Source organism: Streptomyces sp. NPDC047982, assembly GCF_043204165.1.
In the GTDB taxonomy this organism is placed as follows: Bacteria; Actinomycetota; Actinomycetes; order Streptomycetales; family Streptomycetaceae; genus Streptomyces.
Genome location: NZ_JBIDBS010000012.1, coordinates 202,551 through 228,297 on the forward strand (window position 1 = coordinate 202,551; position 25,747 = coordinate 228,297).

Sequence of the window (25,747 nt, forward strand, 5' to 3'; positions counted from 1 at the left end):
CCACCCAGGAAGCAGAGTCAGCGCTGTGACACAGGCAAGAGAAGCGATCCTCCTGGTGGGCGGCAAGGGCACTCGGCTGCGCCCGCTCACGGTGCACACCCCCAAGCCCATGGTCCCGGCGGCGGGAGTCCCCTTCCTCACGCACCAGTTGGCGCGTGCCCGGGCCGCCGGGGTCGAGCACGTCGTGCTCGCCACGTCGTACCTGGCGGAGGTCTTCGAGCCGTACTTCGGGGACGGTTCGAAACTCGGCCTCCACATCGAGTACGTCACCGAACGCGAACCGCTGGGCACCGGCGGCGCGATACGCAACGTCGCGTCCCGGCTCACTTCGGGGCCGGACGAACCGGTGCTCATCTTCAACGGCGACATCCTGACCGGGCTCGACATCCGGGCCCTGGTCGCCACGCACACCACCTCCGGGGCGGACGTCTCGCTCCACCTCACCCGCGTCGAGGACCCGCGCGCCTTCGGCCTCGTGCCGACGGACGGCAACGGCCGGGTCACCGCGTTCCTGGAGAAGCCCGAGACGCCCGAGGAGATCGTCACCGACCAGATCAACGCCGGGGCGTACATCTTCCGCCGCTCGGTCATCGACACCATCCCGGCCGGCCGCCCGGTCTCCGTCGAACGCGAGACCTTCCCCGGACTGCTGACCTCCGGCGCCCACCTCCAGGGCATGGTCGACTCCACCTACTGGCTGGACCTCGGTACCCCACGCGCCTTCGTACGCGGCTCCGCCGACCTGGTGCTCGGCCGGGCCCCGTCCCCGGCCGTCCCCGGTCGCTGTGGCGAACAACTCGTCCTGCCGACCGCCTCCGTGGCCGCCGACGCCAAACTCACCGGCGGCACGGTCGTCGGCGAGGGCGCACTGATCGGAGCGGGGGCCCGGATAGCGGGATCCGCGGTGCTGGCCGGAGCGGTGGTCGAACCCGGAGCGGTGATCACGGACTCGCTGGTCGGAGCCGGTGCCAGGATCGGTAGCCGGACGGTGATCGACGACGCGGTGATCGGGGACGGGGCACGGGTCGGCGCCGACAACGAACTGCTGGCCGGCGTGCGCGTCTGGTGCGGGGCGGTCCTGCCGGACGCGGCGGTGCGTTTCTCGTCCGACGAATAGACGGGCAGACGAGACGAGCGGGACGAGCGGGACGAGCGGGACGGGCGAGACGGGCGAGACGGACGGGCGGGCCAGGCGTGAGACCGAGGCGCGACCGGCGAAGTAGGCGAACAGGGCCGAATCGGGGTGCCCGGCAGGCCACAGGGGCGCCCGGCTGGCGCAGGACGCCCCAACCATCACACAGCCGCCCGGCCGAACGAGCCGCCCGGCCGAACGAGCCGCCCGCCGGGTAAGGAAGCTCGCAGAGCGAGCATGAGCGCCCTGAGCACTCGGCCGAACGAGGGGCATCGATCGATCGACCGGCCCGGCCCGGCCCGGGCCCGCGTATCCGGCGCGCCGAGCAGGACATCCGTCCCTGCGCTTACCCTCGACACGCACCCCGACGACCGAGGGACCTCACCCGTGGCAGGACGATTCGCCCCCCGCAGCGCCCCCCGCGCGGCCGTGCCGCGCCAGGCGGCGGCCCCGGTGAAGGACGCGCTGACCCGCGACTGGACCCCGCCCGGCCCGCTCGACCTGCGCCTCGTCCTCGGTCCGCTGCGCCGGGGCCCCGCCGACCCCACGTTCCGGATCATCCGGGACGGAACGGTCTGGCGGACCGGCCGCACGCCAGCGGGACCCGGTACCCTCCGCCTGGCCGACCGGGGCGGCCGGATCGAGGCGGCGGCCTGGGGACCGGGCGCGCCTTGGCTGCTGGACCGCCTCCCGACCCTGCTGGGCGCGGAGGACGACCCGGACGCCTTCCGCCCGTACCACCGGCTGCTCGCCGTGACCCGGCACCGGCGCCCCGGACTGCGCCTGCTGCGCACCGGCCTGGTCCTGGAGTCCCTGATCCCGTCGGTGCTGGAGCAGAAGGTCACCGCGGACGAGGCGTACCGGGCCTGGCGGTACCTGGTCCGCGCCCACGGCACCCCGGCGCCCGGTCCGGCGCACGACGGCGCGTTCGCCGCCCTCCGTCTGTACGTCATGCCGGACGCCCGCACCTGGTCGTTGATCCCGTCCTGGGAGTGGCACCGCGCGGGCGTCGACGCGAAGCGCTCGGCCACCGTCCTGCGCGCGGTACGGGTGGCCCGCCGTCTGGAGGAGGCGGCCGACATGGACCTCCCGGAGGCCATGGCCCGGCTGCGCCTCGTGCCCGGCATCGGTCCGTGGACTGCGGCCGAGACCCTCCAGAGGTCGAACGGCGCGGCGGACGCGGTCACGGTCGGCGACCTCCACCTCCCGGGGATCGTCGGCCACGCCCTGGCGGACAACCGGCACGCCGACGACGAGGAGATGCTGGCCCTGCTCGCCCCCTACGAGGGACAGCGGCACAGGGCCACCCGCCTCATCCTGCTCTCCGGCCGGGTACCACCCCGTCGGGCCCCGCGCATGACCCGAGGCGACATCGCCCGCCTGTGACGCGGGCCGGCCCGGTTCCCACCGCGACGAGAACCTGGCGTGCGATGAGAGCGGGGCCGATTCCCGGCCGTGACGCGAGCCGGCCCGGCGGATGCAGCCCGTCCGGCGTTCGAGGACCGGGACCGGGGCCACGCTGGAGCGGAGCCCCGGTCTCGGGGAGGGGCGGGCGAAGGAGAACGCCCACCTCACCGCACCGTCTCCCACCTCACCCCACCTCACCGCACCGTGACGAACGCCTCCGGGTCCCGCGCCCCCCGCGCCGCGGGTGCGACCGCCGCCCGGCCGATCGCGACCGCGCCCAGCGGATCCCACGAATCCGGCAGGTCCAGCACCTCGCGCACCACGTCACGGCAGAACATCGTCGACGACACCCACGCCGAGCCGAGCCGTTCGCCTGCCAGCGCCACCAGGAAGTTCTGGATCCCGGCCCCTGCGGAGACCACGAACATCTCGCGCTCCGCGGTGTCCCGCCGCTCGTCCCCGTACGTGTGGGAACCGTCCATCACCAGGCACGGCACCACCAGATACGGTGCCCGGCGCAGTACGTCGCCCCGCCGGACCCGCTTCGCGATCGACTCCTCGCTCTTCCCGTCCCCGCGCAGGTCCGCGATCCACGCCTCCCGCATGGCGTCGAGCAACCGGGTCCGCGACTCCTCGGACTCCAGGAGCACGAACCGCCACGGCGTCGTGTGGTGCGGCGCGGGCGCCGTCACCGCAGCGGCCACGGCCCGCCGCACCGCGCCCGGGTCCACCGGGTCGGCGGTGAACTCGCGCACCGTGCGCCGCAGGGTCACCGCCTCCCGCACCGCCTCCGAGGTGCCGAGACGGAACATGTCGTCCGCCGCGCCGCGCACCAGTGCCCGCGCCCCGCCCGCCGAGTCCGGCGAGTCCGCGGGGTCCACGACATGGCCGAGCCCGCGCACCACCGCGACCGGCAGCCCCGACGCCTTGCCCTTGACCAGGTCGCCGGCGGCGGCCAGTTCGTCGGCGGTGGCGACCACGGTCGCGCCGAGCGGATTGCCGTACGCGTCCGTCCCACCGCGCAGATCGTCCAGCACCCGGACTCCGGCCGCCCCGATCGCGACATCGGTGAGCCCGTTGCGCCAGGGGCGTCCGAAGGTGTCCGTGACGACGACCCCGACCTCGACGCCGAGGGTGTCCCGCAGCCCGTCCCGGATCGCGCGCGCCGAGCGGTCCGGGTCCTCGGGCAGCAACAGCACCGTCCCGGCAGGGGTGTTCGAGGCGTCGACCCCGGCCGCCGCCATGACGAGACCCTGCGGGTTCTCGACGATCCGCAGCGTGCCGCGCCGCGCCACCACTCGTACCGTCTCGGCGTCGATCGCCGCCTCCCGGTCGGTGGCCTCGACGATCCGGCCCTCCGCCTTGGAGACGATCTTCGACGTGACCAGCAGGACGTCTCCGTCGACCAGCCCCGGTTCGGTGGCGGCGATCAGCTTCGCCAGGTCGTCCCCGGCCCGCACCTCGGGAATCCCGGCCAGGGCCCGGACCCGGTACGAGGGCGCCCCGCCGGAGTCCGCCCCGGTCGCCTCTGGCGGAGTCGCCTCTCCGGGCAACGCACCGGCCACCTTGCCGGGAGCCGCACCGGCCACCTTGCCAGGAGCCGCACCGGCCACGTTCCCGGAGGCCGTACCGCGGGCCGCACCGGCGCTCATGCCCGTACCTCCTCGGCCAGTGCCAGCGCCTGCCGGGCCATCTCCGCCGTCGCGTCGACGTCCGTCATCATCAGCGGCACGGAACGGCAGCGGATGCCCGCCGCCTCCACCACGTCGACCGCCCCGGCGTCCACCGTGTCGACGAGCCAGCCGTCGAGCAGCCCGGAGCCGTAGTGCTCGGCCACGGCCGCCGCTGTCGACTCGACGCCCACCGCGGCGAGCACCTTGTCCGCCATCCCGCGCACGGGCGCGTCCCCGACGATGGGGGAGAGGCCCACGACCGGCACCCCGGCCTCGGCGATCGCCTCGCGGATCCCGGGCACGGCCAGGATCGTCCCCACCGACACCACCGGGTTGGACGGCGGGAAAAGGATGACATCGGCCTCCGAGAGGGCCCGCAGCACTCCCGGGGCCGGTTTGGCCTGCTCGGCGCCGACGGGCACGATCGCCTGCGCCTCGACCGAGGCGCGCAGCTTCACCCAGTACTCCTGGAAGTGGATCGCCTTGCGTTCGCCGTCCAGATCGACGGCCACATGCGTCTCCACGCGGTCGTCGGACATCGGCAGCAGCCGGACGCCCGGCTTCCACCGCGCGCAGAGCGCCTCGGTGACGGCGCTCAGGGGATAGCCCGCGCCGAGCATCTGCGTACGGACGATGTGCGTGGCGAAGTCGCGGTCGCCGAGGCCGAACCATTCGGGCCCGACCCCGTACGCTGCGAGTTCCTCCTTGACGTGGAAGCTCTCGTCCGCGCGCCCCCAGCCCTGCTCCTCGTCGATGCCGCCGCCGAGGGTGTACATCACGGTGTCGAGGTCGGGGCAGACCTTCAGCCCGAACAGATGGATGTCGTCGCCGGTGTTGCCGATCACCGTGATGTCCGCGTCGGGCGCGGCCCGTTTGAGGCCGCGCAGGAAACGAGCACCACCGATACCGCCGGCCAGAACCACAATGCGCATGCCCGACAGTCTGTCAGGCGGCCCCCGGTCCTTGTCCGGGCGGCGGGCGACAGGCGGGACGTCAGCCGCGTACGGCGTTCACGGCCGCGGGTAGGGAGTCCGCCACCGCGCGTACGGAGTCCCCGGCCACGGGCACGGAGGTCGCGGTCGCCGGCGTGCAGTGCGCCGTGTGCATCGGCATCTCGGTCAGGCCCGGGTAGTAGATGTGCAGGCTGACGGCCGGTTCGAGGGAGTCGTTGATCACTTCGTGCACGGAGCCGGGCGCGAAGACGCGCTGTGCTCCGGGGGCCAGCGCGCGTGCGCCGCGCTCGGTGTGCTCGGTCAGCCGGCCGTCCAGGACGGTCAGCAGCCCGGAGGACGGGCCGTGGTCGTGGCGCCCGCTGCCCTGACCGGGCAGCCAGCTCAGCAGCCAGACCTCGTAACCGACCGAGGTCTTCCCGGCTCGGGAGGAGCCGGGGACCGGGGCAACGGCGCGCAGTCGGTGGTACCAGCGGGTGGTGGCGTCGTACTGGACGAGCGGCGCCCACTGCGCGCGGTCGGAGGCGATACGGCGGGCGAGTCCGGCGAACTCGGCCACCGTGGACGGGTGCTCGCGGGCGGGCTGGAGGAGGTGCTGGACCTCGAGGATGTCGCCGGCGATCTGGAGGTCGCTGTCGCTGTTCATGGAAGCGGTGGGTTTCCTCGGCGTGGGGTGCGTGTGCGGTGTCGCGGAGAGGCGCCGGAGAGCCATATGAGCGCGGGAGGGAGCCTCCGCGGAAGTGAGGAGACCTCTTGGTGGACGCGCTCTGCTGAGATGCCCTGCGGCGGGAGCCTCGCGGGAGGAGCGAGAGGAACGGGACCAGAGCCGGAGCTCTACGGCATCAACAGCTGTGACAGATGGAACAGCAACAGCGGGCCCGGACAGCCGTGCGGAACCCACGGACGTGGGTGGCGTACGTCGCTGCGGTCGCTGGCATGGGATCTAGGAGACCGGTTCGACCTTCGCCTGTCAACTTGATGTCCGATGTGTGGGTAACGATTCGCCCTATCTGGCTGCTTTGGGGTGCAGAAAGGTTTATTCGGTCACGGTGGCGGAGATGTGGCGCATCAACCGTGCCGGTAAACGCCGTTGAGGTCCCCGTGATCTGTCTGTGATCTTGGTCGCTTCGGCGGTCGGCCCGAAACGTGGAGGCGGTCCCGCTCGTCTCTCTCGGTGGGGGGTGTGATGCGATCCATGCTGGATGTCAGATTTTTGCTGATTTGCACACTTTCCGCATACCCTTGGTTCCGCAGAGTGAATACCGGAGCCAATAGCAGATCCTCGCTTGACTGGCCTGGAGATACACACTTGTAATTTCACTCGTGTCGTTCGGCCGTGATCAGTAACGGCTGCATCACGGGACGCAAGAGACAGACGAGGGGCGCACATGACCGAGCTGTTCCAGCAACTGCTGGTCGAGGACGCGGACGAGGAACTCGGCTGGCAGGAGCGCGCACTGTGCGCCCAGACCGATCCCGAGTCCTTCTTTCCCGAGAAGGGCGGATCCACCCGCGAGGCCAAGAAGGTCTGTCTCGCCTGCGAAGTGCGGTCCGAATGCCTTGAGTACGCCCTTTCCAACGACGAACGCTTCGGTATCTGGGGCGGACTCTCGGAGCGTGAGCGGCGCCGCCTGAAGAAGGCCGCCGTCTGACGCCGTCGCGACCCCCCGCCCGCCCGGCGTTCACCATCCGCTCCGCCGCGTACGCGGCGGCCGGAGCGGCGAGGGGGCGGCGAGGGGACGGTGGCACCGGAGCGCCGTGACCGCGCGTCACGCGAGGCCCGCACGGGAACCGCAAGCCGCGGAGGCCGAACCATCGATCACCGACAACTCAACCATCCGGATTCGCGGTCATGACCATGGCCCGTCGCCCGCCCGCCCGCGGACGACGGGCCATCACCATGCCCGGCCGTACCGGTTACCGCGTTGCTCGAGGCGCGTCCCGCCGCCGCTCCCGTGCTCCGAGGCCGCGTCCCGCCGTCGCCCCGTCACCCGCTCCCGCATCGCTCGCCGCTGTCCCGTCGTGGCCCCCGTCCGAGCGCTCGGCGTCGACGGGGTGACCCGTAGCGTTAGTGTGGGGCCCCGTCCGAGACGCGCCAACGCCCCGACGGAGCGCGCGCGTACACCGATGCAGCCCCCGGGGGAGCGCCCCCGGACCCGGCCGGAGGGCCCGTACCTCGATGTCCGTGCACAGTCAAACGGCGGCGCCGTACGCGGCTGCCGTCGCCCCCGATTTCCCCCGGCATGTCGTCACCGCCGTGCTCGTCTCCCACGACGGCGCGCGCTGGCTGCCCGACGCGCTCGCCGGACTGCTCGGGCAGGAACGCCCCGTACAGAACGCCGTCGCCGCGGACACCGGCAGCGCCGACGACTCCGCCCGGCTGGTGACCGAGGCGCTCGGCGCCGACCGTGTCCTGCACCTCGCGCGGCGCACCGGTTTCGGCGCGGCCGTCGACGAGGCGGTCCGCACGGCGGGTGTCCTCACCCCCGATGACCTGCCCTACTTGAAGCGGCCCGACAACTGGGACCCGGTCACCAAGACCTGGCGCGAGGACACTTACGACCTCCCCGAGCTGCCGCACGGCGAACCCGTGCAGTGGCTGTGGCTGCTCCACGACGACTGCGCGCCCGCGCCCGACGCGCTCGCCGGGCTGCTGAGGGTCGTCGACAACGACCCGCACGCAGCGATCGTCGGTCCCAAGCTCCGCGGCTGGTACGACCGCAAGCAGCTCCTCGAAGTCGGCGTGTCCATCGCCAACAGCGGTCGCCGCTGGACCGGTCTCGACCGGCGCGAACAGGACCAGGGTCAGCACGACCAGGTCCGTACCGTGCTCTCCGTATCCACCGCCGGCATGCTGATCCGCCGTGACATCTGGGAGGAACTCGGCGGTTTCGACCGCGCGCTCCCGCTGATGCGCGACGACATCGACCTGTGCTGGCGCGCGCACGTCGCGGGGCACCGGGTGCTGGTCGCCCCCGACGCCGTCCTGCGGCACGCCGAGGCGTCCGCCCGCGAGCGCCGCCCCATCGACTGCGTGGGGCGCTCGGTCACCTCCCCGCACCGCGTCGACAAGGCCGGCGCCGTCTACACGATGCTGGCCAACACCCGCGGCAAGGCGCTGCCCTGGGTGCTGCTGCGGCTCGTCGTCGGCAGCCTCCTGCGCGCCGTCGCCTACCTCGTCGGCAAGGTGCCCGGCCAGGCGCTCGACGAGATCACCGGGCTGTTCGGCACCCTGTTGCGCCCCGGACGGATCCTCGCCGCCCGCCGCGCCCGCGGCAGGGGCGCCGTCGACCAGGCCGAACTGCGCGGCCTGTTTCCGCCGCCCGGCGCCACCGTCCGGGCCACCGTCGACCAGATCGCCGGGAACTTCGGCAGCCGGTCCGACGCCGACTCGGGCGGCTCCCGGCACGGCGCCGTGGAGTCCGGCCCCGGCGGCGAGGACGCCGACTTCCTGGAGGTCGAACAGTTCGCACGGCTGAAGCGGATCGGACGCAAGCCCGGCCCGGTGCTCTTCGCCGTCCTTCTCCTCGTCTCGCTCGTCGCCTGCCGCGGACTGCTCGGCGGCGGCTCGCTCATGGGCGGCGCCCTGCTGCCCGCGCCCGCCGACGTCTCCGACCTGTGGGGCCGGTACGCGGACGGCTGGCACCCGATCGGCACCGGCGGCACCCAGACCGCACCGCCCTACCTCGCCGTGATCTCGGCCCTGTCCGCGCTGTTCCTCGGCTCGACCGGCTTCACGCTCACACTGCTGCTGGTCTGCTCGGTCCCGCTCGCCGGACTCACCGCGTACTTCGCCTCCCGCCCGCTGCTCCCGTCCCGGCTGCTGCGTGCCTGGGCGAGCGTCGCGTACGCCTTCCTGCCCGCCACGACCGGTGCCCTCGCGACCGGCCGCCTCGGCACCGCCGTACTCGCCGTCCTGCTCCCGCTGATCGCCCGCGCCTCCGTCTCCGCGCACGGCATGCGCGCCACCGGCGACGCCCGCGGCAGCTGGCGCGCCACCTGGACGTACACCCTGCTGCTCACCGTCGCGATGGCGTTCACCCCCGTCGTGTGGCCGATGGCCGTGGCCCTCGGCCTCGGCGTGCTCGTCCTGCGCCGCAACGACATCGCCGCGTACGGCCTCCGCTTCCTCGCCGCGATCGGCACGCCGATGCTGGTCCTCGCGCCGTGGTCGCTCTCGCTCCTCACCAGCCCGTCCGGCTTCCTGAAGGAAGCGGGACGGGACATCGGCACGGGCACGGCCTCCGCACTCGACCTGCTCGGCATCAGCCCCGGCGGCCCCAAGGCCGCTGGCGGTGTGCTGCTGCTCGGCGTCGTGCTCGCCGCGCTGGCCGCGCTGCTGCGCGCGGAGCGGCAGTTCGCGGTGCGCACCGCGTGGGTCGTGGCGCTCGTCGCACTGCTCTTCGCCGCACTCGCCAACGGCTCCGGCTGGGCGGGCCCGGCCACCCTCGTCTACGGCATCGCGCTGATCGCCGCCGCGCTGGTCGGCGCGGACGGCGCCCGGGTACGCGTCGCCGAACTCAGCTTCGGCTGGCGCCAGCCCGTAGCCGCGCTGATCGCCCTCGCGGCGGGCCTCGCCCCGGTGCTGGCCGCCGTCGGCTGGATGATCGGCGGTGCCGCGGGCCCGCTGGAGCGCCGCGACCCGGTGCAGGTGCCCGCGTTCGTCGCGGAGGAGAGCGCCACCCGGGACCAGCCGCGCACCCTCGTCCTCGGCGGCACGTCGCCCGCCACCGTCTCGTACACCCTCGTGCGCGGCTCCGGCGCGCGGCTCGGCGACGCCGAACTGACCGAGGCGGGCGGGAGCAACAGCCACCTCGACAAGGTCGTCGCCAACCTCGTCGCGGGCTCCGGCGCCGACCAGGGCAGCCAGCTCAGCGGGTTCGCGATCCGTTACGTCCTGGTCCGCGACGGCGCCCCGAAGGAGATCAGCCGGGTCCTCGACGCGACCCCGGGCCTCAGCCGGCTGAGCCAGCTGGACGGCAGCGCGCTGTGGCGGGTCGACCGGCAGGTCGCGCGCATCATGATCGTCCCGTCCGGTACCGGCGGCGAACAACTGCCGGTGGGCTCCCTCCCCGTCGAGGCGCACACGAAGATCCCGGCGGGCGGTTCCGGCCGTACGCTCCGGATCGCCGACGCCGCCGACCCGAACTGGCGCGCCACGCTCGACGGACGCGCCCTGACTCCGAAGACCGTCGACGGCTGGGCCCAGGGCTTCGAACTGCCCGCCGAGGGCGGCACGCTGGACCTGACGTACGACACGCCGTTCACCCACACCGCCTGGATCTGGACCCAGTGCGCGCTGGCCGTGGTGCTGGTGGTCATGGCCCTGCCGGGCCGTCGCCGGGAGATCGACGACGACCTGCCCGAGGAGGGCATGGCCGCCGCCGCCGCGGAGCCGGTCGAGGGCGAGGGACGCCGGGCCCGCAGGCTCCGCGCCTCCGCCCGGGCGGAGGACGAGGCCGCGTCGGCCGGAAGCGGCGGCGCGAGCGGGAGCGGCGAGGAGGCCGCGGGGGAGTACCTCTCGGCTCAGCAGACCGCCGAACCGGGAACGGGACCCGCGCCCGCGCCCGGGCGGACGGACGGTCAGGAGGCATACACCCCGGGCGCCGACGGGATCCAGGACGGCTTCGCCCCGGGCGCCGACGGCGCCGCGTACGCCGTGCCGCAGCAGCAGTACGGCGAATGGGACGCGAGCCAGTACCAGGACGCGGGTCACCAGCCTTACCCGGACGCCTCGTACCAGGACGCCGGATACGGCATGCCGCAGGAGCACCAGCACACCGCGGACCCGTACCCGCAGAACGGCGCCTACGACCCGAACGCCTACGACCCGAACAACTACGACCCGTACGGCTACGCCCAGCAGCACCAGCAGCACCAGCAGTACGACCCGCAGCACCAGCAGTACGACCCGCAGCACCAGCAGTACGACCCGCAGCACCAGCAGTACGACCCGCAGGTCTCGCAGTACGACCCGCAGGCGGCCTCGTACGACGCCCGGGCCGGCTACGCCGGGCACGGCGGGTACGAACCGCAGAACCCCGACGAGAACCCCGCCCCGGGCCAGAACCCGTGGCCGACCGGTAACGCATCGCGAGGCGAGTCCGAGTGAAGTCCAGCAGCCTGTCCCTCATCGCGGGCACCGTAGCCCTCGCCGCCGTCACCGGATTCGCCGCGTTCACCGCGCCCGGTGAGACGAGCGCGGCGGAACCGAAGGCGGCCTCCCGGCTGCCGGTCGAACGGTCCAGCCTGCTCTGCCCGGCGCCCGGCCGCTCGGACCTCGCGGAGACTACGTACACGACCTACACCCCGACCGCGGACGGCGCAGGCGGGGCCGGCACGGCCGAACTGATGCCGTCCACGGCGACGACAGCCGACGGCTCCGCGGGCAAGACCGGGAAGGAAGGCGGCCAGAAGGAGGACAAGGACAAGGAGAAGGACGACAAGGGCGACAAGGACGACAAGAAGACGGACGCCACGAAGCCCGTCCTCTCCCTGAAGGAGCCCGGCAAGCCGGCCACCGCCGAGGTCTCCGGTGCCGACGCACCCGCACTGATCGGCACCGCCACCGGCCGCCTGGCCCCCGGCTGGGCCGCCCAGCAGACCACCCTGGTCGAGGCGGGCTCCCGCGGCCTGCTCGGCGTCAGCTGCACCGCCCCGGGAACCGACTTCTGGTTCCCGGCCGTGAGCACCGCGAAGACCCGCGAGGACTACGTCCACCTCACCAACCCGGACGACACCGCGGCCGTCGCGGACATCGAGCTGTACGGCCCGGACGGCAGCCTCAAGTCGGATGTCGGCGAGGGCATCACGGTGCCCGCCCACTCGGGCGTCCGCGTCCTGATCTCGACGCTGACCAGCGAGGTGGTCGAGGACGTGACCGCCCACGTCACCACCCGCACCGGACGTGTCGGCGCCGCCGTCAGGACGGCGGACGAGACGACCGGCAGCGACTGGCTGGCCGCCTCCGTCTCCCCTTCCGGCACCCTGGTGCTCCCCGGCATCCCGGCGGACGCCACCTCCGTCCGCCTGGTCGCCTTCGCGCCCGGCGACGCCGACGCGGCCCTGAAGATCCAACTGCTCAGCCCGACCGGCCCGGTCTCACCGGCCGGGAACGAGGACGTGCTCGTCAAGTCGCGTATGACGGCGGGCGTTGACCTGAAGGAGATCACCAGGGGTGAACCCGGCTCGCTGCTGCTGACCCCGACGAAGGGCGGCAAGGGCGCCCCGGTGGTGGCCGCGCTGCGCGTGGTCCGCGGCAAGGGCGACGGCCGTGAGGCCGGCTACATCCCGGCGACCGGCCCGGTGGGCGCGCAGGCCACGGCGGCGGACAACCGGGGCAAGGGTTCGATGCTCTCGCTCACCGCGCCCGGCGCCACCGGCACCGTGAAGGTCATCGCCTCCGCGGGCAGCAAGGGCGGCGAACAGGCCGTCAAGACATACACCGTCAAAGGTGGTACGACCCTCGCGGTCACGCCGCCCGTGCCGGCCGGCCTCAAGGGCGGCTACGCGCTGACGGTCCGTACGGAGTCGGGCGGACCGGTCCACGCCGCCCGCACGCTGAGCCTCCCGAAGGACGGCGTCCAGATGTTCACCGTGCAGACCCTGCCGGACGACGGCGGAACGGTGGCGGTGCCGGAGGCGGTGCAGGACCTGTCGGTCCTGGACGACTGAACACGGTCGGACGACTGAACGCGGCGGCGCGGCGGTCGGGGTGTCCCGGTGGGGGGCGGCCCGGCTGCCGCGCCGTCCCGTTCCCGCCGCTCCTCCTGCTGTTCCGCCTGTTCCCGCCGTTCCTTCTGCCCCGCCGCGCCCGTTACTCCTGTCCGTACCGCGGATCCACCGACTCCGGCGAGAGCCCGAGCAGATCCGCGACCTGCTCCACGACGACCTCGTGCACCAGCAGGGCACGTTCGTCGCGGCTCTTGGCACGGATCTCGACGGGCCTGCGGTAGACGACGATCTGGGCGGGCCGGTTCTTCTCCGCGGACGTCGCGCGCCCCAGCGGTACGGTCTCCACCCGCACTCCCGGGGCGTCGGCCGACGGCACGTCCAGCACCATGAAGTCGACATCGGCCAGTTGCGGCCAGCGCCGTTCCAGCCGCTCCACGGAGTCCTGCACGAGATCGCGGAAGCTCTCCGCCCTGCTCACCGACAGCGGCACCTGAGGCGGAGTCAGAGGCCCGCGCATGCCACGGCCGTGACGGTCACGACGGCGCGGGCGGGGGTCGGACGGGCCGGGGGCGGACGGGCCGGGGTCGGACGGGCGGGGAGGCACGGGACTGTCCATCACCGACGCAGCGTAACCCCCGGCGGGGCGGACGGATCGCGGCAACTGACGCAGCGTCGGCCTGTCCAATCATGAACAATCCGGCCAAACAGCGGGCCGTTTCAAGCCCGGCTCGCGACCGCTGTTCTCCTGCTGAATGACAGCTTTTGTGTCGAGCGGCGACCGGAATCGTTGCCGTCATGACCTGCGTTTCTGTGCTTCCTCGCAGGTCAGAAGGTTGTCCGAAAGGCAGTTGTGCCGGAGGTCACAGGGCGACACGGTGGGGTGACCTGAGGGAGAGTCGTCGCAGCCCGCTCAAGAGTGCGGTACCGTCCAACATCGTGAGCCCTGTACGTCGCTGTTCGCGCACCGCGTGCGGCCGCCCTGCCGTCGCGACACTGACGTACGTCTATGCCGACTCGACTGCGGTCCTCGGCCCGCTCGCCACCTACGCCGAGCCTCACTGCTACGACCTCTGCGCCGAGCACAGTGAGCGGCTGACCGCGCCACGTGGCTGGGAAGTCGTCCGCCTCTCCGACCCCTCCGCTCCCACGCGCCCCAGCGGTGACGACCTCGAAGCGCTCGCCAACGCCGTACGGGAGGCGGCGCGTCCGCACGAACGGGGCGGTGGCGGCCGGAACGGCGGCCCGCAGACCGCCGACCCGATGGAGGTCGCGCGCCGCGGCCACCTTCGGGTGCTCCGCTCCCCGGACTCCTGACCGCTCCCCGGACTCCTGCCGATTCCAGCCGGGGCTCCTGACCGCCCCTCATCCCGCGGCCGGTCCTCCTCCACCCAGCCGGTCCTCCTCATCCCGGCCGGTCTGCTCCCACGGCCGGCCGGTCCTCTTCCGCCCGGCCGACGTCGGCCGCGGACCTCACCGCCGCAAGGGAACCGCCCGGATCACCCGCGACCCTCCCGAGTGCCGGATCCCCCGAGACCTGCTGAAACCGGCGCCGGGTAATTTTGGACGGACCGCAGAGAACTCAGGAGGACCGGCCCGTGGCTGCTGACCTGTCGCAGATCGTGAAGGCGTACGACGTGCGCGGGGTGGTGCCCGATCAGTGGGACCAATCGCTGGCCGAATACTTCGGAGCGGCGTTCGTCGAGGTGACCGCAGCGGACGCGATCGTGATCGGCCACGACATGCGGCCCTCCTCGCCGGGCCTCTCGGCGGCCTTCGCCCGTGGCGCGGCGGCCCGCGGCGCGGACGTCACGCTCATCGGCCTCTGCTCGACCGACCAGCTCTACTTCGCCTCCGGCAGCCTCGGCCTCCCCGGCGCGATGTTCACCGCCTCGCACAACCCGGCCCGGTACAACGGCATCAAGCTCTGCCGGGCGGGCGCCGCACCCGTGGGCCAGGACACCGGCCTCGCCGAGATCCGCGCCCTGGTCGAGAAGTGGTCCGAGACCGGGTCACCGGAGTCGGCCGCCGCGCCCGGCACCGTCACCGAACGCGAGACGCTCCCCGACTACGCCGCGTACCTGCTGTCCCTCGTCGACCTCTCGTCGATGCGCCCGCTGAAGGTCGTCGTCGACGCGGGCAACGGCATGGGCGGCCACACCGTCCCCACCGTCCTCGCCGGCCTTCCCGTCGACCTCGTACCGATGTACTTCGAGCTCGACGGCACGTTCCCCAACCACGAGGCCAACCCCCTCGACCCGAAGAACCTCGTCGACCTCCAGGCCCGCGTCGTGGCCGAGGGCGCCGACCTGGGCCTCGCCTTCGACGGCGACGCGGACCGCTGCTTCGTCGTCGACGAACGCGGCAGGGGCGTCTCCCCGTCCGCGATCACCGCCCTGGTCGCCGCACGGGAACTCGACCGCCACGGCGGCAGGGGCACCGTCATCCACAACCTGATCACCTCCCTCTCGGTCCCCGAGGTGATCCGTGAACACGGCGGCACGCCGGTCCGCACCCGCGTGGGCCACTCCTTCATCAAGGCGGAGATGGCCGCGCACGGCGCGATCTTCGGCGGCGAGCACTCCGCGCACTACTACTTCCGCGACTTCTGGAACGCCGACACGGGCATGCTCGCCGCGTTGCACGTCCTGGCCGCGCTCGGGAGCCGCCCCGGGCCGCTGTCGGAGCTGGTCGCCCAGTACGACCGCTACACCGGCTCCGGCGAGATCAACTCCACGGTCGCCGACCAGCCGGGCCGTACGGCCGCGGTGCGCGCGTCCTTCGCGTCCCGCGACGGTGTCACGACCGACGACCTGGACGGCCTGACGGTCACGGGCCAGGACTGGTGGTTCAACCTGCGGGCCTCCAACACGGAACCGCTGCTGCGCCTGAACGTCGAGGCTCGCGACGAGCGGACGATGGCCGGCGTACGCGACGAGGTGCTGGCCATCGTCCGGGCCGCGCCCGGCCCGTCCGGCGACTGATGAGCGGGGCCGGGGCACTGCCGCCAATGGCGGAAGGGTCCCGGAATACCTGAAGCCCCGGAACACCTGAAGCAGGGTCCCGGGACACCTGAAAGAGAGCCGCAACGGCGGGAGAATCCGAAACAGCCGGAGCACCGGGACAGATCAGGAGCGCGGGGAAGGTTCTGGGCGCCGAGAAGATCAGGAACACTGCGAAGCACCGGGTGCGGGGAGAACGTCCCCGTTCCGTGCAGGTGTGCCGGGTTCGGACGGGACAGCTCCGCCCGGGCCGCGTCCCCCGCACCCCGGCGGTAGGCTGACGTCGCCCGATCCGCGTGCGGGCGAACCGCTCGACCGAACGCCCGAAGACGCCTGAAGGGACCCGCCCATGCCGCTCGAAGCCGGCCTCCTGGAGATCCTCGCCTGCCCGGCCTGTCACTCCCCGCTCGACGACCGGTCGGCGGCCGACAGCCCCGAGCTGGTGTGCACCGGCGAGAACTGCGGCCTGGCCTACCCGGTGCGGGACGGCATCCCCGTCCTCCTCGTCGACGAGGCCCGCCGCCCCCGGTGACGGCATCCGCCCCGGGCGGCGACACCCGCCCGGTGGCGGTACACGTGTCCGAGTGAACGAGAAGTGAACGTGAACGGCATCCGTGCCCTCACGGCACCGGTGCCCGGGACCGCACGGTGACGAGACCGCACGTGATCAGCAGGTGATCGTGATCAGCAGGTGATCGGAGGACCGTCCCCATGCTCGACGAGTCGCTGCTCGACGCCCCGGAAGCCCTGGCCCGGGCCGACCGCCGCGGCCTGCTCCGCGGCGCCGCCGAGTGCGGGGCCCGGGTCCGCGCCGCCGCCCGGCACGCGGCCGAGGCCGGAATCGCCGGGCTGTCCCCGGAAGGCCGCCCCCGTGCCGTACTCGTCGCGGGCTCCGGAACCGCCGCGGCGGGCGTCGCCGACCTGATCAGCGCCCTGGCGGGTGCCTCCGCGCCCGTCACCCGCATCCGGCCCGCCGGGGTCGCCCCCGCCGCGGGTGCCCTGCGCTGGGAGCTGCCCGGCTGGGCCGGCTCCGTGGACCTGCTCCTGATCGTCACGGCCGACGGCTACGAACCGGGCCTCTCCCTCCTCGCCGAACAGGCGTACCGGCGCGGCTGCAGTGTCGTCGCCGTCGCTCCCCGGAAGTCACCACTGCGCGAGGCGATCGACGGCGCGCGCGGACTCGTCGTACCGATGGCAACCGCCCCCCACGGCGAGTACGACGCGGAGACGTCCGCGGCCGGGCCCGGGACCCTCTGGGCCCTGTTCACGCCGCTGCTCGCGCTGCTCGACCGGGTCGGACTGGTCACCGCGTCCGCCGAGGCGCTCCAGGGCGTCGCCGACCGCCTCGACCGCACCGCGGAACGCTGCGGTCCGGCCATCGCCACGTACAGCAACCCGGCGAAGACCCTCGCCGCCGAACTCGCCGACAGCCTTCCTCTCATCTGGACCGAGGGAGACGCGGCGGGCCCGGTCGGCCGCCGGTTCGCCGAGGTGCTCGCCGAACTGTCCGGCCGCCCCGCCCTCGCCGCCGAACTCCCCGAGGCCCTTCCCGCCCACGGCGCGCTGCTGGCAGGCGCCTTCGCGGCCGGGGCCGACCCCGACGACTTCTTCCGCGACCGGGTCGAGGAGCCGGAGCCCCTGCACACGCGTGTCGTCCTGCTCCGCGACCGCCCGGCAGGCGGCCTCAGCGCCGCCCCCGCCGCCCGCGAACTGGCTCTCGGCCACGACACGGCGATCAGCGAACTCGAACCGGAGGACGGCACCGCACTCGAAGCCCTCGCCGAACTCCTCGCGGTCACCGACTTCGCCGCCGTCTACCTGGCACTGGCGTCCGCCCGCGCCTGACCGCCCGTATCCCTGACCCCTCCGTATCCCTCATCCCTTCGTATCGCTCATCCGTTCGTGCCCCCGCTCCGGCAGCGCCTCTGGATACTCTCCCGGAGAACGGGTCGCTCCCCGACAACGGTCGCCCGCGCTTCCGGCCACTGCCGGGAGTCCGCGCTTGCGGCCACTGCCAGGAAGGTGTCGGTCCCGCGCCCGGCCTACCGCACCACCGTCCGGACGGCATCCGGACACCGCCCGGCCACCACCAGGACACCACCCGAGCCGCCCCGCACACCACACTGCCTCAGACACCCCCCGATACACCCCGTCGATCCACGCACCCCACGAGGATCCGCGCATCCCCGAGCACGAGGACGAACCATGGACCGGCTCTCCAACACCGTCCGCCCGTACGCCTGGGGCTCCACGACCGCCATCCCGGAGCTGCTCGGCGTCGCCCCCACCGGCGAACCGCAGGCCGAGATGTGGATGGGCGCCCACCCCGGAGCCCCGTCCCGCCTCACCCGTACCACCGGCACCGCGGCCGGCCGCGAACAGTCCCTCACCGAGGTCATCGCCGCCGACCCGGAGCGCGAGCTGGGCCGGGCCACCGTCGAGAAGTTCGGCCCCCGCCTGCCCTTCCTCCTCAAACTCCTCGCCGCGGGCGCCCCGCTCTCCCTCCAGGTCCATCCCGACCTCGACCAGGCCCGGCGCGGCTACGCGGACGAGGAGCGCCGTTCGGTCCCGATCGACGCCCCCCACCGCACGTACAAGGACCCCAGCCACAAGCCCGAGCTGATCTGCGCGCTCACCCCCTTCGCGGGTCTGTGCGGCTTCCGCAGGCCCGCCGAGGCCGCCGCGACGATGGCGGCCCTCGGCGTCGACTCGCTCAAGCCGTACGTGGACCTCCTCGGCGCCCACCCCGAGGAAGCGGCCCTGTGCGAGGTCCTCACCGCGATCCTGGCCGCCGACCCGACGGAGACGGCCGAGACCGCGAACGAGGCGGCGGCCGCCGCGCAGCGCCTCGGCGGCACTCTCGCCCCGTACGCCCGGATCGCCCACCACTTCCCCGGAGACCCCGGCATCCTCGCCGCGATGCTGCTGAACTACGTCGAGCTCCAGCCCGGGGAGGCCCTGTTCCTCGGAGCCGGCGTCCCGCACGCCTACCTCGACGGCCTCGGCGTCGAGATCATGGCGAACTCGGACAACGTGCTGCGCTGCGGTCTCACGCCGAAGCACATCGATGTGTCGGAACTCCTGCGCGTCGTCCGCTTCGAGCCGACCGAAGCGGACGTCCTGCGCCCCGAGGCGTCCCCGTCCGGCGAGGAACTGTACGAGACGCCCGTGGACGAGTTCCGGCTCTCGCGTTTCGACCTGTCGCCCGCGGCCGAGCCCGTCGACCTGACCCGGGACGCCCCGCAGATCCTGCTGTGCACCGCGGGCGCTCCGAAGGCGGGCACGATCGGCCTCACCCCCGGTGCCTCGGTCTTCGTACCCGCCGGAGAGAAGACCGAAGTGTCCGGTACGGGAACTTTGTTCCGTGCCACAGTAGTGGCCTGACGGATCCTTCGTACCGGCGGCTGCAACAATGTCCGGCCGTAGCGCGGCGCCAGGGCCGCAGCACTGAAGAACCGACGAAGGGAACCAAGCACCATGAGTGCGTCAGGCGGAACCAAGGCGATCGTGGCGGCACTCGGAGCCAACCTCGCGATCGCCGTGGCCAAGTTCGTCGCGTTCCTGTTCAGCGGCTCGTCATCGATGCTCGCGGAGAGCGTCCACTCGGTCGCCGACTCGGGAAACCAGGGACTGCTGCTGCTCGGCGGCAAGAAGGCCCGGCGCGAGGCCACCCCCCAGCACCCCTTCGGCTACGGCCGCGAGCGCTACATCTACGCCTTCCTCGTCTCCATCGTGCTGTTCTCGGTCGGCGGCATGTTCGCGCTGTACGAGGGCTACGAGAAGATCAAGCACCCGCACGAGATCGAGTCCTGGTACTGGCCGGTGGGCGTGCTCGTCTTCGCGATCATCGCCGAGGGCTTCTCCTTCCGCACCGCCATAAAGGAGTCCAACGAGACCCGTGGCTCGCTGTCGTGGAAGGAGTTCATCCGCCGGGCGAAGGCCCCCGAACTGCCCGTCGTGCTCCTGGAGGACCTCGGCGCGCTGATCGGTCTGGTGCTCGCCCTCGGTGGTGTCGGACTGGCGCTCGTGACGGGTGACGGCATCTGGGACGGCATCGGCACCCTCTGCATCGGCGTCCTGCTGATCGCCATCGCGATCGTGCTCGCTGCCGAGACGAAGTCCCTGCTGCTCGGCGAGGCCGCCGGTGCCGACCAGGTCGAAAAGATCAAGGCGGCGGTCGTCGACGGTGACACCGTCACCCGCCTCATCCACATGCGCACGCTCCACCTCGGCCCGGAAGAACTGCTGGTCGCCGCCAAGATCGCGGTGCGGCACGACAACACCGCCGCCGAAGTCGCCAATGCCATCAACGCCGCCGAGGCCCGCATCCGCGAGGCCGTCCCGATCGCCCGCGTCATCTACCTGGAGCCGGACATCTACAGCGAGGCCGCCGCCGCAGCCGGTGCCAACCCCGGCAGGACCCCGGGCGGAGCACCGGGCAGGCCCTCCGGAGGATCCCCGGACGCCTCGTCGAACTCCGGCCACTGACCCGCCCACCGCCCCATCCACCGTCCACCGGCACCGTCACACCCGGCTGGCCGCCCGCCCCTGGTGGCCGCCCCCGCGCGTTCGTGGTCCCCGGCCGGGGCTCGTCCCACCGCCCCGGCTCTCCACCGCCGCCGCAGGCCGTCCCGACCCGCCCCGGTCCGCTGGCCCCGTCCCCGTCCGTTCCCTTCCGTTCCCTGTCCGCTCGTGCCCCTCTTCCCGTCCCTCCCCGCCCCTCCTCGTTCTCTCTCCGATCGGCTTGCGGTCCCTCTTCCTGCCCTCCCTGTCCTTCCTGGTTTGCCTCCGGCCCTGGCCCGCCCTATCCGCGAGCCTTTTCCGGCCACTCACGGTTCCGGGCGGGCTGGGAGCGTCCGGGGCGATCGGTGTAGATTCGACGGCAGTGTCAGACGTCGCTGCTGATGGCGGTCGATCGGTCCGCGCACGCGGACCGGCCGAGGGAGAGAGGGCCTCCGACGGACTGCGCTGCGAACGCCCGGGCATTCGTGTGTCCGCGCCCCGCAGAGCCAGCCGCCCACCTCGACACCCACTACGAGGAGCAGCCCGTTATGACAACGGTCGCCAACCAGCAGGACTTCAAGGTCGCCGACCTCTCCCTCGCGGCGTTCGGCCGCAAGGAGATCACCCTCGCCGAGCACGAGATGCCCGGCCTGATGTCGATCCGCAAGGAGTACGCCGCCGCCCAGCCGCTGGCCGGCGCCCGCATCACCGGTTCACTGCACATGACCGTGCAGACGGCCGTGCTGATCGAGACCCTGGTCGCTCTCGGCGCCCAGGTCCGCTGGGCCTCCTGCAACATCTTCTCCACCCAGGACCACGCCGCCGCGGCCATCGCCGTCGGCCCGAACGGCACTCCGGACAACCCCCAGGGCGTCCCGGTCTTCGCCTGGAAGGGCGAGACGCTGGAGGAGTACTGGTGGTGCACGGAGCAGGCCCTGACCTGGCCGAACACGCCCACCGGCGGCCCGAACATGATCCTCGACGACGGTGGTGACGCCACCCTCCTCGTCCACAAGGGCGTCGAGTTCGAGAAGGCCGGCGCGGTCCCGGACCCCTCGACCGCGGACAGCGAGGAGTACGGCCACATCCTCGCCCTGCTGACCCGCACCCTCGGCGAGTCTCCGCAGAAGTGGACCCAGCTGGCGTCCGAGATTCGCGGTGTCACCGAGGAGACCACGACCGGTGTGCACCGGCTCTACGAGATGCACCGCGACGGCACCCTCCTTTTCCCGGCGATCAACGTCAACGACGCCGTCACCAAGTCCAAGTTCGACAACAAGTACGGCTGCCGCCACTCCCTGATCGACGGCATCAACCGCGCCACGGACGTCCTCATCGGCGGCAAGACCGCGGTCGTCTGCGGCTACGGCGACGTCGGCAAGGGCTGCGCGGAGTCGCTGCGCGGCCAGGGCGCCCGCGTGATCATCACCGAGATCGACCCGATCTGCGCCCTCCAGGCGGCGATGGACGGCTACCAGGTGACCACGCTCGACGAGGTCGTCGACAAGGCCGACATCTTCGTCACCACCACGGGCAACAAGGACATCATCATGGCCGCCGACATGGCCAAGATGAAGCACCAGGCCATCGTCGGGAACATCGGCCACTTCGACAACGAGATCGACATGGCCGGCCTGGCCAGGATCGAGGGCATCGTCAAGGACGAGGTCAAGCCCCAGGTCCACACCTGGACGTTCCCCGACGGCAAGGTCCTCATCGTGCTGTCCGAGGGCCGCCTGCTCAACCTGGGCAACGCCACCGGACACCCCTCGTTCGTGATGTCCAACTCGTTCGCGGACCAGACCCTGGCCCAGATCGAGCTGTACACCAAGCCGGAGGAGTACCCGACCGACGTCTACGTGCTGCCCAAGCACCTGGACGAGAAGGTCGCCCGCCTCCACCTCGACGCGCTCGGCGTCAAGCTGACGACGCTCCGTCCCGAGCAGGCCGCCTACATCGGCGTCCAGGTCGAGGGCCCGTACAAGCCGGACCACTACCGCTACTGATCCGGCCCGTCGCCGACACGTACGCGTATCACCGCCGGCCGACCGGCTGCCGGCGATGTGGCCGTCGACAGACGGAACAGCACGGCAACGGCTACGAGCGCAGGCCCCCGCACCCCCGTGTCGGGGGCCTGCGCTCGTACCGCCCGCTCAGCCCGAGGAACCCCGAAGGACCCCATGCCCCGCGGTCGATATTCGCTTCACGATCTCCACGACCACACCCTCCTCGGCGAAGAACACTTCCAGTGCGCCCCCGGCCCCTCCGGCTGGCGCTACGTCTCCCGCACCATCACCCCTTCCGGCGATCACCTCGGCTCCGTCGACCTGACCCTCGACGACCTGGGCCGCCCCATCCGTCTCGAACTCCGTGCCGCGAGCTGGCAGGTCCGCGGCGCCGCCCTGGACGGCGTCACCTGGGTCCGTACCGACCCGACCGGCGTTCATGCCACCGAAGGCAATGCGCGCGCCCACGCCTTCACCGGCACGTCCCCCGCCTTCCTCGTCGCGACGTCACGACTGCTGCGCCTCACCCCCGATTCCCCCGCGGCCCGCGTCCGCCTGATCGCCTTCACGGACCCGGTCCTCGCACCCCGCACCGTCGACCAGTCCTGGGCCTTGGTGAACAGTGAAGCGCACGCCACTGACAACGGCCCCCTGACCGTGGACGAATACCAGGTCAGCGCCCTGGACACCGGCGAGCAGCACACTGTTCACATCGCCGGTGACGTCGTGCTCTCGGCCCCCGGCATCGAACTCGAAGACCTGGACTCCCCACCCTCACCGCGTTAGAGCGCGACTCACCACTCGTCTCGTCGCCCGGGCTCACCGCACGGCGTGGGCCCCCCCGCGTCAGGCGGGCGGCGCGAACCCCGTCGAGGCGGGCCCCGTCCCGTCCCCCTTCACCCGCGGGACCGGGGGAGCGCCCGTCCCCGCACCGCCCACGGGCGACGCCGGCGCGGTGGGTGCCGGCGGCACGGCCGTGCTCCCCGCCCCCGCGCTCCCCGTACGTCCCACCTGCTCCGCGCACCCGCCCGATTGCCCCGCATGTCCGGCCGAATCAGCCACCGCCGCCGGTCCGCCCAGGGCCGTCCCGCGTGCGGTCCCGCCGGGTGGGGAGGCGGCCACCACCCGTCGCGCGTCCCGCGCCTGCCGTTCGTTTACCACTGCCGCCAGATACGCACCGGCGGGCACCCCCGCGGGAACCGGAACACCGGTCCGCGCCGACAACTCCCCGGCCAGCCGCTCCGCCATCGACAGGCCCATCTGCGCGTCGAGCTGATGCATCCGCGTCAGGTACTGCCGTATCGCCAGCCACAGCCCGTCCGGCACCGCCGACAGATCCAGAGCCGCGAACCGTCCGACCAGCCACGGCGGCGGAAGCGGCACGGCCGCCTCACGACCCGCCGCCACCCGCTCCCGCACGACGAGCGTGCCCGCGAACACGTCCCCCAGGCGACGCCCACGCTCCGACACCAATGAGGCGACGCAGGCGACGACCCCGAACGTCAACAGGATCTCGACGAAACCCATGGCCCCGCGCATCAGCGCGTGCCGGAAACGAATCGGCCCCCCGTCGTCCCGGACCACACGCAGCCCGCACACCAGCTTCCCCAGCGAGCGGCCACGGCTCAGCGTCTCCACCGCGATCGGCCCACCGACCAGCACCAGCAGGAAGGCGGCTACGGATATCGCGGCGAACGCGGCGTCGTCCAGCGTCACCGTCGCCATGGCCAGTCCCATCGACACCATGAAGAACACCGCGCCCACCACCACGAGATCGAGGGCCAACGCCAATGCCCGACTCGGCAGTTTCGCCGGCCGTAGAGCCAGTACGACCGCGTCCCCGGTCACGAGTTCATTCATGGCCGCCCCATCCCTCGCCGCTCGTCCCTGCCCCTCGGGCCCTCAGTCTGCCAAGCTGACCCGCAGCGCGCCGCCGCGGTACGAACCCGTACGCCCCCTTGCCTGGAGCAGCAGCCGACCATGGACCTCGATGTCTTCGTGAACGCCCATCGCGCGGAGTGGGACCGCCTGGACCACCTCCTGCGTCGCGGACGCCGGCTCACCGGCGAGGAAGCCGACGAACTCGTCGAGCACTACCAGCGCACGGCCACCCACCTCTCCCTCGTCCAGTCCAGCGCCCCGGACGCCGCGCTCGTCGCGCGCCTCACCCAGCTCGTTGCCCGTGCCCGGTCCACGGTGACAGGTACCCGCCGGGCCTCATGGCGCGACGCCACGCGCTTCCTGACCAGCGGATTCCCGGCCGCGGTCCACCGCTCCCGGCACTGGTGGATACCGACGGCCGTGCTCTCCACACTGCTGGCCGCTCTCATCGGCTGGTGGATCGGTACGCACCCCGAGGTCCAGGCGGCCATCGCGGCCCCGGACGAGCTCCGCCGCCTGACCAGCCCGGGCGGGGAGTACGAGACGTACTACTCCAGCCATCCCGCCGCGTCGTTCGCGGCCCAGGTCTGGACGAACAATGCGAGGGCCGCTGCCCTGTGCCTGGTCCTCGGCGCGTTCCTGTGCGTCCCGGTGATCTGGGTGCTCTTCGTCAATGTGCTCAACCTCGGAGTCGGCATCGGACTGATGTCGTCGGCCGGCCGACTGGACGTCTTCCTGGGGCTGATCCTCCCGCACGGCCTGCTCGAGCTCACGGCCGTTTTCGTCGCGGCGGGCACCGGCCTGCGCCTCGGCTGGACGGTCATCGACCCCGGCCCGTTCAGCCGTCGCTCGGCCCTCGCTCAACAGGGGCGGGCGGCGATCGGCATGGCCATCGGCCTCGCCCCGATCCTCTTCGTCTCGGGTGTCATCGAAGGCTTCGTCACCCCTTCCGGCCTGCCGACCTGGGCCCGCATCACCATCGGAATCGCGGCCGAGGCTGCCTTCCTCGTGTACGTCTACGTCCTGGGTGGCAGAGCGACGCGAGCAGGAGACCGAGGCGATATCGACGCCGCGGAGCGCAGCGCAGAGCTGCCGGTCGCAGCCTGAGGTGGAATCGCCCCCGCTGACCTGCTAGTCTGTCCATCTCCCCAGAAGAGTGTTGACACGGTCAGCACGGGGAGGTAGATTCTAACGGTTGCCAGGGACTGGACAGGTCCGGGCCAGGCGGTTAGCCTCTACAACCGCATCTCTGTGGGAGTGAGACTTCCGCAAGATCTTTGATTCTCTCAATTCGGATCGCACGGTCGTCCAGAACGACTAAACGCTTCTGATAAAGTCGAATCAGCCGAAAGGCGAAGGCCCTCCAACGGCCGCCGGAAATTGAAATTCGGACCGGAAACGGAACGGAAAAAGAATCTGGTAAGGTTGGACTCGCCGGAAAGGGAAACGCGAAAGCGTGGAACTGGAAGGCGGACCCGCTTCGACCGGGAATCGGACACGAAAGAGTCTGATAGAGTCGGAA

Annotated in this window: 19 protein-coding genes; 14 read left to right on the forward strand and 5 right to left on the reverse strand. The window is 72.2% G+C overall.

Annotated elements, in window-relative coordinates:
• The first annotated feature begins 25 nt into the window (after window positions 1-25).
• Together ACGF2V_RS17365 and ACGF2V_RS17370 are read left to right on the forward strand one after the other, a co-directional pair.
• Window positions 26-1,117 carry an NDP-sugar synthase gene (locus ACGF2V_RS17365; protein ID WP_362618472.1) on the forward strand — a complete coding sequence of 364 codons (1,092 nt, stop codon included), beginning with the start codon at window positions 26-28 and terminating at the stop codon, window positions 1,115-1,117.
• 402 nt (window positions 1,118-1,519) lie between these two features.
• Window positions 1,520-2,518 carry a DNA-3-methyladenine glycosylase 2 family protein gene (locus ACGF2V_RS17370; RefSeq protein WP_362618474.1) on the forward strand — a complete coding sequence of 333 codons (999 nt, stop codon included), beginning with the start codon at window positions 1,520-1,522 and terminating at the stop codon, window positions 2,516-2,518.
• A gap of 215 nt (window positions 2,519-2,733) precedes the next feature.
• Here ACGF2V_RS17370 and ACGF2V_RS17375 read toward each other — a convergent pair whose 3' ends face one another.
• From ACGF2V_RS17375 to ACGF2V_RS17385, 3 genes are all read right to left on the reverse strand, one after another.
• Window positions 2,734-4,191: a coenzyme F420-0:L-glutamate ligase gene (locus tag ACGF2V_RS17375; protein WP_362706621.1), complete on the reverse strand. Its 1,458-nt coding sequence runs from the start codon at window positions 4,189-4,191 to the stop codon at window positions 2,734-2,736.
• Window positions 4,188-5,144: a 2-phospho-L-lactate transferase gene (gene cofD, locus ACGF2V_RS17380; RefSeq protein WP_362618478.1), complete on the reverse strand. Its 957-nt coding sequence runs from the start codon at window positions 5,142-5,144 to the stop codon at window positions 4,188-4,190. The genes ACGF2V_RS17375 and cofD overlap by 4 nt, the downstream gene beginning before the upstream one ends.
• Before the next feature lie 61 nt (window positions 5,145-5,205).
• Window positions 5,206-5,808, reverse strand: a complete 603-nt coding sequence (locus ACGF2V_RS17385) for a cysteine dioxygenase family protein (protein WP_362706618.1) — start codon at window positions 5,806-5,808, stop codon at window positions 5,206-5,208.
• A gap of 742 nt (window positions 5,809-6,550) precedes the next feature.
• Between ACGF2V_RS17385 and ACGF2V_RS17390 the strand changes: the two genes are divergently transcribed.
• From ACGF2V_RS17390 to ACGF2V_RS17400, 3 genes are all read left to right on the forward strand, one after another.
• Window positions 6,551-6,814: a WhiB family transcriptional regulator gene (locus ACGF2V_RS17390; protein WP_030927001.1), complete on the forward strand. Its 264-nt coding sequence runs from the start codon at window positions 6,551-6,553 to the stop codon at window positions 6,812-6,814.
• A 527-nt stretch (window positions 6,815-7,341) separates the two neighbouring features.
• Window positions 7,342-11,274, forward strand: coding sequence for a glycosyltransferase (locus tag ACGF2V_RS17395; RefSeq protein ID WP_362706616.1), 3,933 nt, complete (start codon window positions 7,342-7,344; stop codon window positions 11,272-11,274).
• Window positions 11,271-12,836 carry a DUF5719 family protein gene (locus tag ACGF2V_RS17400; protein ID WP_362618486.1) on the forward strand — a complete coding sequence of 522 codons (1,566 nt, stop codon included), beginning with the start codon at window positions 11,271-11,273 and terminating at the stop codon, window positions 12,834-12,836. Before ACGF2V_RS17395 ends, ACGF2V_RS17400 begins: the two co-directional genes overlap by 4 nt.
• 142 nt (window positions 12,837-12,978) lie before the next feature.
• Here the strand turns inward: ACGF2V_RS17400 and ACGF2V_RS17405 are convergent, their stop codons facing one another.
• Complete coding sequence (locus tag ACGF2V_RS17405; protein ID WP_362706813.1) at window positions 12,979-13,452, reverse strand: metallopeptidase family protein; 474 nt, start codon at window positions 13,450-13,452, stop codon at window positions 12,979-12,981.
• Between the two features lie 320 nt (window positions 13,453-13,772).
• Between ACGF2V_RS17405 and ACGF2V_RS17410 the strand changes: the two genes are divergently transcribed.
• The 8 genes from ACGF2V_RS17410 (at window position 13,773) to ACGF2V_RS17445 (ending at window position 23,130) form a co-directional block, all read left to right on the forward strand.
• Window positions 13,773-14,150: a DUF3499 domain-containing protein gene (locus tag ACGF2V_RS17410; protein ID WP_362618488.1), complete on the forward strand. Its 378-nt coding sequence runs from the start codon at window positions 13,773-13,775 to the stop codon at window positions 14,148-14,150.
• A gap of 281 nt (window positions 14,151-14,431) precedes the next feature.
• Complete coding sequence (locus ACGF2V_RS17415; protein ID WP_362618491.1) at window positions 14,432-15,817, forward strand: phosphomannomutase/phosphoglucomutase; 1,386 nt, start codon at window positions 14,432-14,434, stop codon at window positions 15,815-15,817.
• Window positions 15,818-16,184: 367 nt separating this feature from the next.
• Complete coding sequence (locus ACGF2V_RS17420; protein WP_073791360.1) at window positions 16,185-16,367, forward strand: Trm112 family protein; 183 nt, start codon at window positions 16,185-16,187, stop codon at window positions 16,365-16,367.
• A 179-nt stretch (window positions 16,368-16,546) separates the two neighbouring features.
• Entirely contained in the window at window positions 16,547-17,680 is a 1,134-nt protein-coding gene (locus ACGF2V_RS17425; protein WP_362618494.1) for an SIS domain-containing protein, read from the forward strand.
• Window positions 17,681-18,040: 360 nt separating this feature from the next.
• The gene (gene manA / locus ACGF2V_RS17430) at window positions 18,041-19,219 is read left to right on the forward strand and encodes a mannose-6-phosphate isomerase, class I (RefSeq protein WP_362618497.1); all 1,179 of its coding nucleotides are present in this window, start codon (window positions 18,041-18,043) and stop codon (window positions 19,217-19,219) included.
• Between the two features lie 93 nt (window positions 19,220-19,312).
• Entirely contained in the window at window positions 19,313-20,323 is a 1,011-nt protein-coding gene (locus ACGF2V_RS17435) for a cation diffusion facilitator family transporter (RefSeq protein WP_362618500.1), read from the forward strand.
• Between the two features lie 563 nt (window positions 20,324-20,886).
• The gene (ahcY, locus tag ACGF2V_RS17440; RefSeq protein WP_362706611.1) at window positions 20,887-22,344 is read left to right on the forward strand and encodes an adenosylhomocysteinase; all 1,458 of its coding nucleotides are present in this window, start codon (window positions 20,887-20,889) and stop codon (window positions 22,342-22,344) included.
• A 174-nt stretch (window positions 22,345-22,518) separates the two neighbouring features.
• Window positions 22,519-23,130, forward strand: coding sequence for a hypothetical protein (locus tag ACGF2V_RS17445; protein WP_362618505.1), 612 nt, complete (start codon window positions 22,519-22,521; stop codon window positions 23,128-23,130).
• Between the two features lie 60 nt (window positions 23,131-23,190).
• Here the strand turns inward: ACGF2V_RS17445 and ACGF2V_RS17450 are convergent, their stop codons facing one another.
• Window positions 23,191-24,204, reverse strand: coding sequence for an RDD family protein (locus ACGF2V_RS17450; RefSeq protein ID WP_362706608.1), 1,014 nt, complete (start codon window positions 24,202-24,204; stop codon window positions 23,191-23,193).
• Between the two features lie 120 nt (window positions 24,205-24,324).
• Here ACGF2V_RS17450 and ACGF2V_RS17455 point away from each other — a divergent pair, with 120 nt between their 5' ends.
• Window positions 24,325-25,332: a stage II sporulation protein M gene (locus ACGF2V_RS17455; protein WP_362618511.1), complete on the forward strand. Its 1,008-nt coding sequence runs from the start codon at window positions 24,325-24,327 to the stop codon at window positions 25,330-25,332.
• Window positions 25,333-25,747: the final 415 nt, after the last annotated feature.

Bases quoted from the DNA above. Each gene is read 5' to 3' on its own strand.
- ACGF2V_RS17395 (WP_362706616.1), top strand. From the start codon at position 7,342: ATGTCCGTGCACAGTCAAACGGCGGCGCCGTACGCGGCTGCCGTCGCC.
- manA (WP_362618497.1), top strand. From the start codon at position 18,041: ATGGACCGGCTCTCCAACACCGTCCGCCCGTACGCCTGGGGCTCCACG.
- ACGF2V_RS17455 (WP_362618511.1), top strand. From the start codon at position 24,325: ATGGACCTCGATGTCTTCGTGAACGCCCATCGCGCGGAGTGGGACCGC.
- ACGF2V_RS17375 (WP_362706621.1), bottom strand. From the start codon at position 4,191: ATGAGCGCCGGTGCGGCCCGCGGTACGGCCTCCGGGAACGTGGCCGGT.
- cofD (WP_362618478.1), bottom strand. From the start codon at position 5,144: ATGCGCATTGTGGTTCTGGCCGGCGGTATCGGTGGTGCTCGTTTCCTG.
- ACGF2V_RS17420 (WP_073791360.1), top strand. From the start codon at position 16,185: ATGCCGCTCGAAGCCGGCCTCCTGGAGATCCTCGCCTGCCCGGCCTGT.
- ACGF2V_RS17425 (WP_362618494.1), top strand. From the start codon at position 16,547: ATGCTCGACGAGTCGCTGCTCGACGCCCCGGAAGCCCTGGCCCGGGCC.
- ACGF2V_RS17405 (WP_362706813.1), bottom strand. From the start codon at position 13,452: ATGGACAGTCCCGTGCCTCCCCGCCCGTCCGACCCCGGCCCGTCCGCC.
- ACGF2V_RS17390 (WP_030927001.1), top strand. From the start codon at position 6,551: ATGACCGAGCTGTTCCAGCAACTGCTGGTCGAGGACGCGGACGAGGAA.
- ACGF2V_RS17435 (WP_362618500.1), top strand. From the start codon at position 19,313: ATGAGTGCGTCAGGCGGAACCAAGGCGATCGTGGCGGCACTCGGAGCC.
- ahcY (WP_362706611.1), top strand. From the start codon at position 20,887: ATGACAACGGTCGCCAACCAGCAGGACTTCAAGGTCGCCGACCTCTCC.
- ACGF2V_RS17450 (WP_362706608.1), bottom strand. From the start codon at position 24,204: ATGAATGAACTCGTGACCGGGGACGCGGTCGTACTGGCTCTACGGCCG.
- ACGF2V_RS17445 (WP_362618505.1), top strand. From the start codon at position 22,519: ATGCCCCGCGGTCGATATTCGCTTCACGATCTCCACGACCACACCCTC.
- ACGF2V_RS17385 (WP_362706618.1), bottom strand. From the start codon at position 5,808: ATGAACAGCGACAGCGACCTCCAGATCGCCGGCGACATCCTCGAGGTC.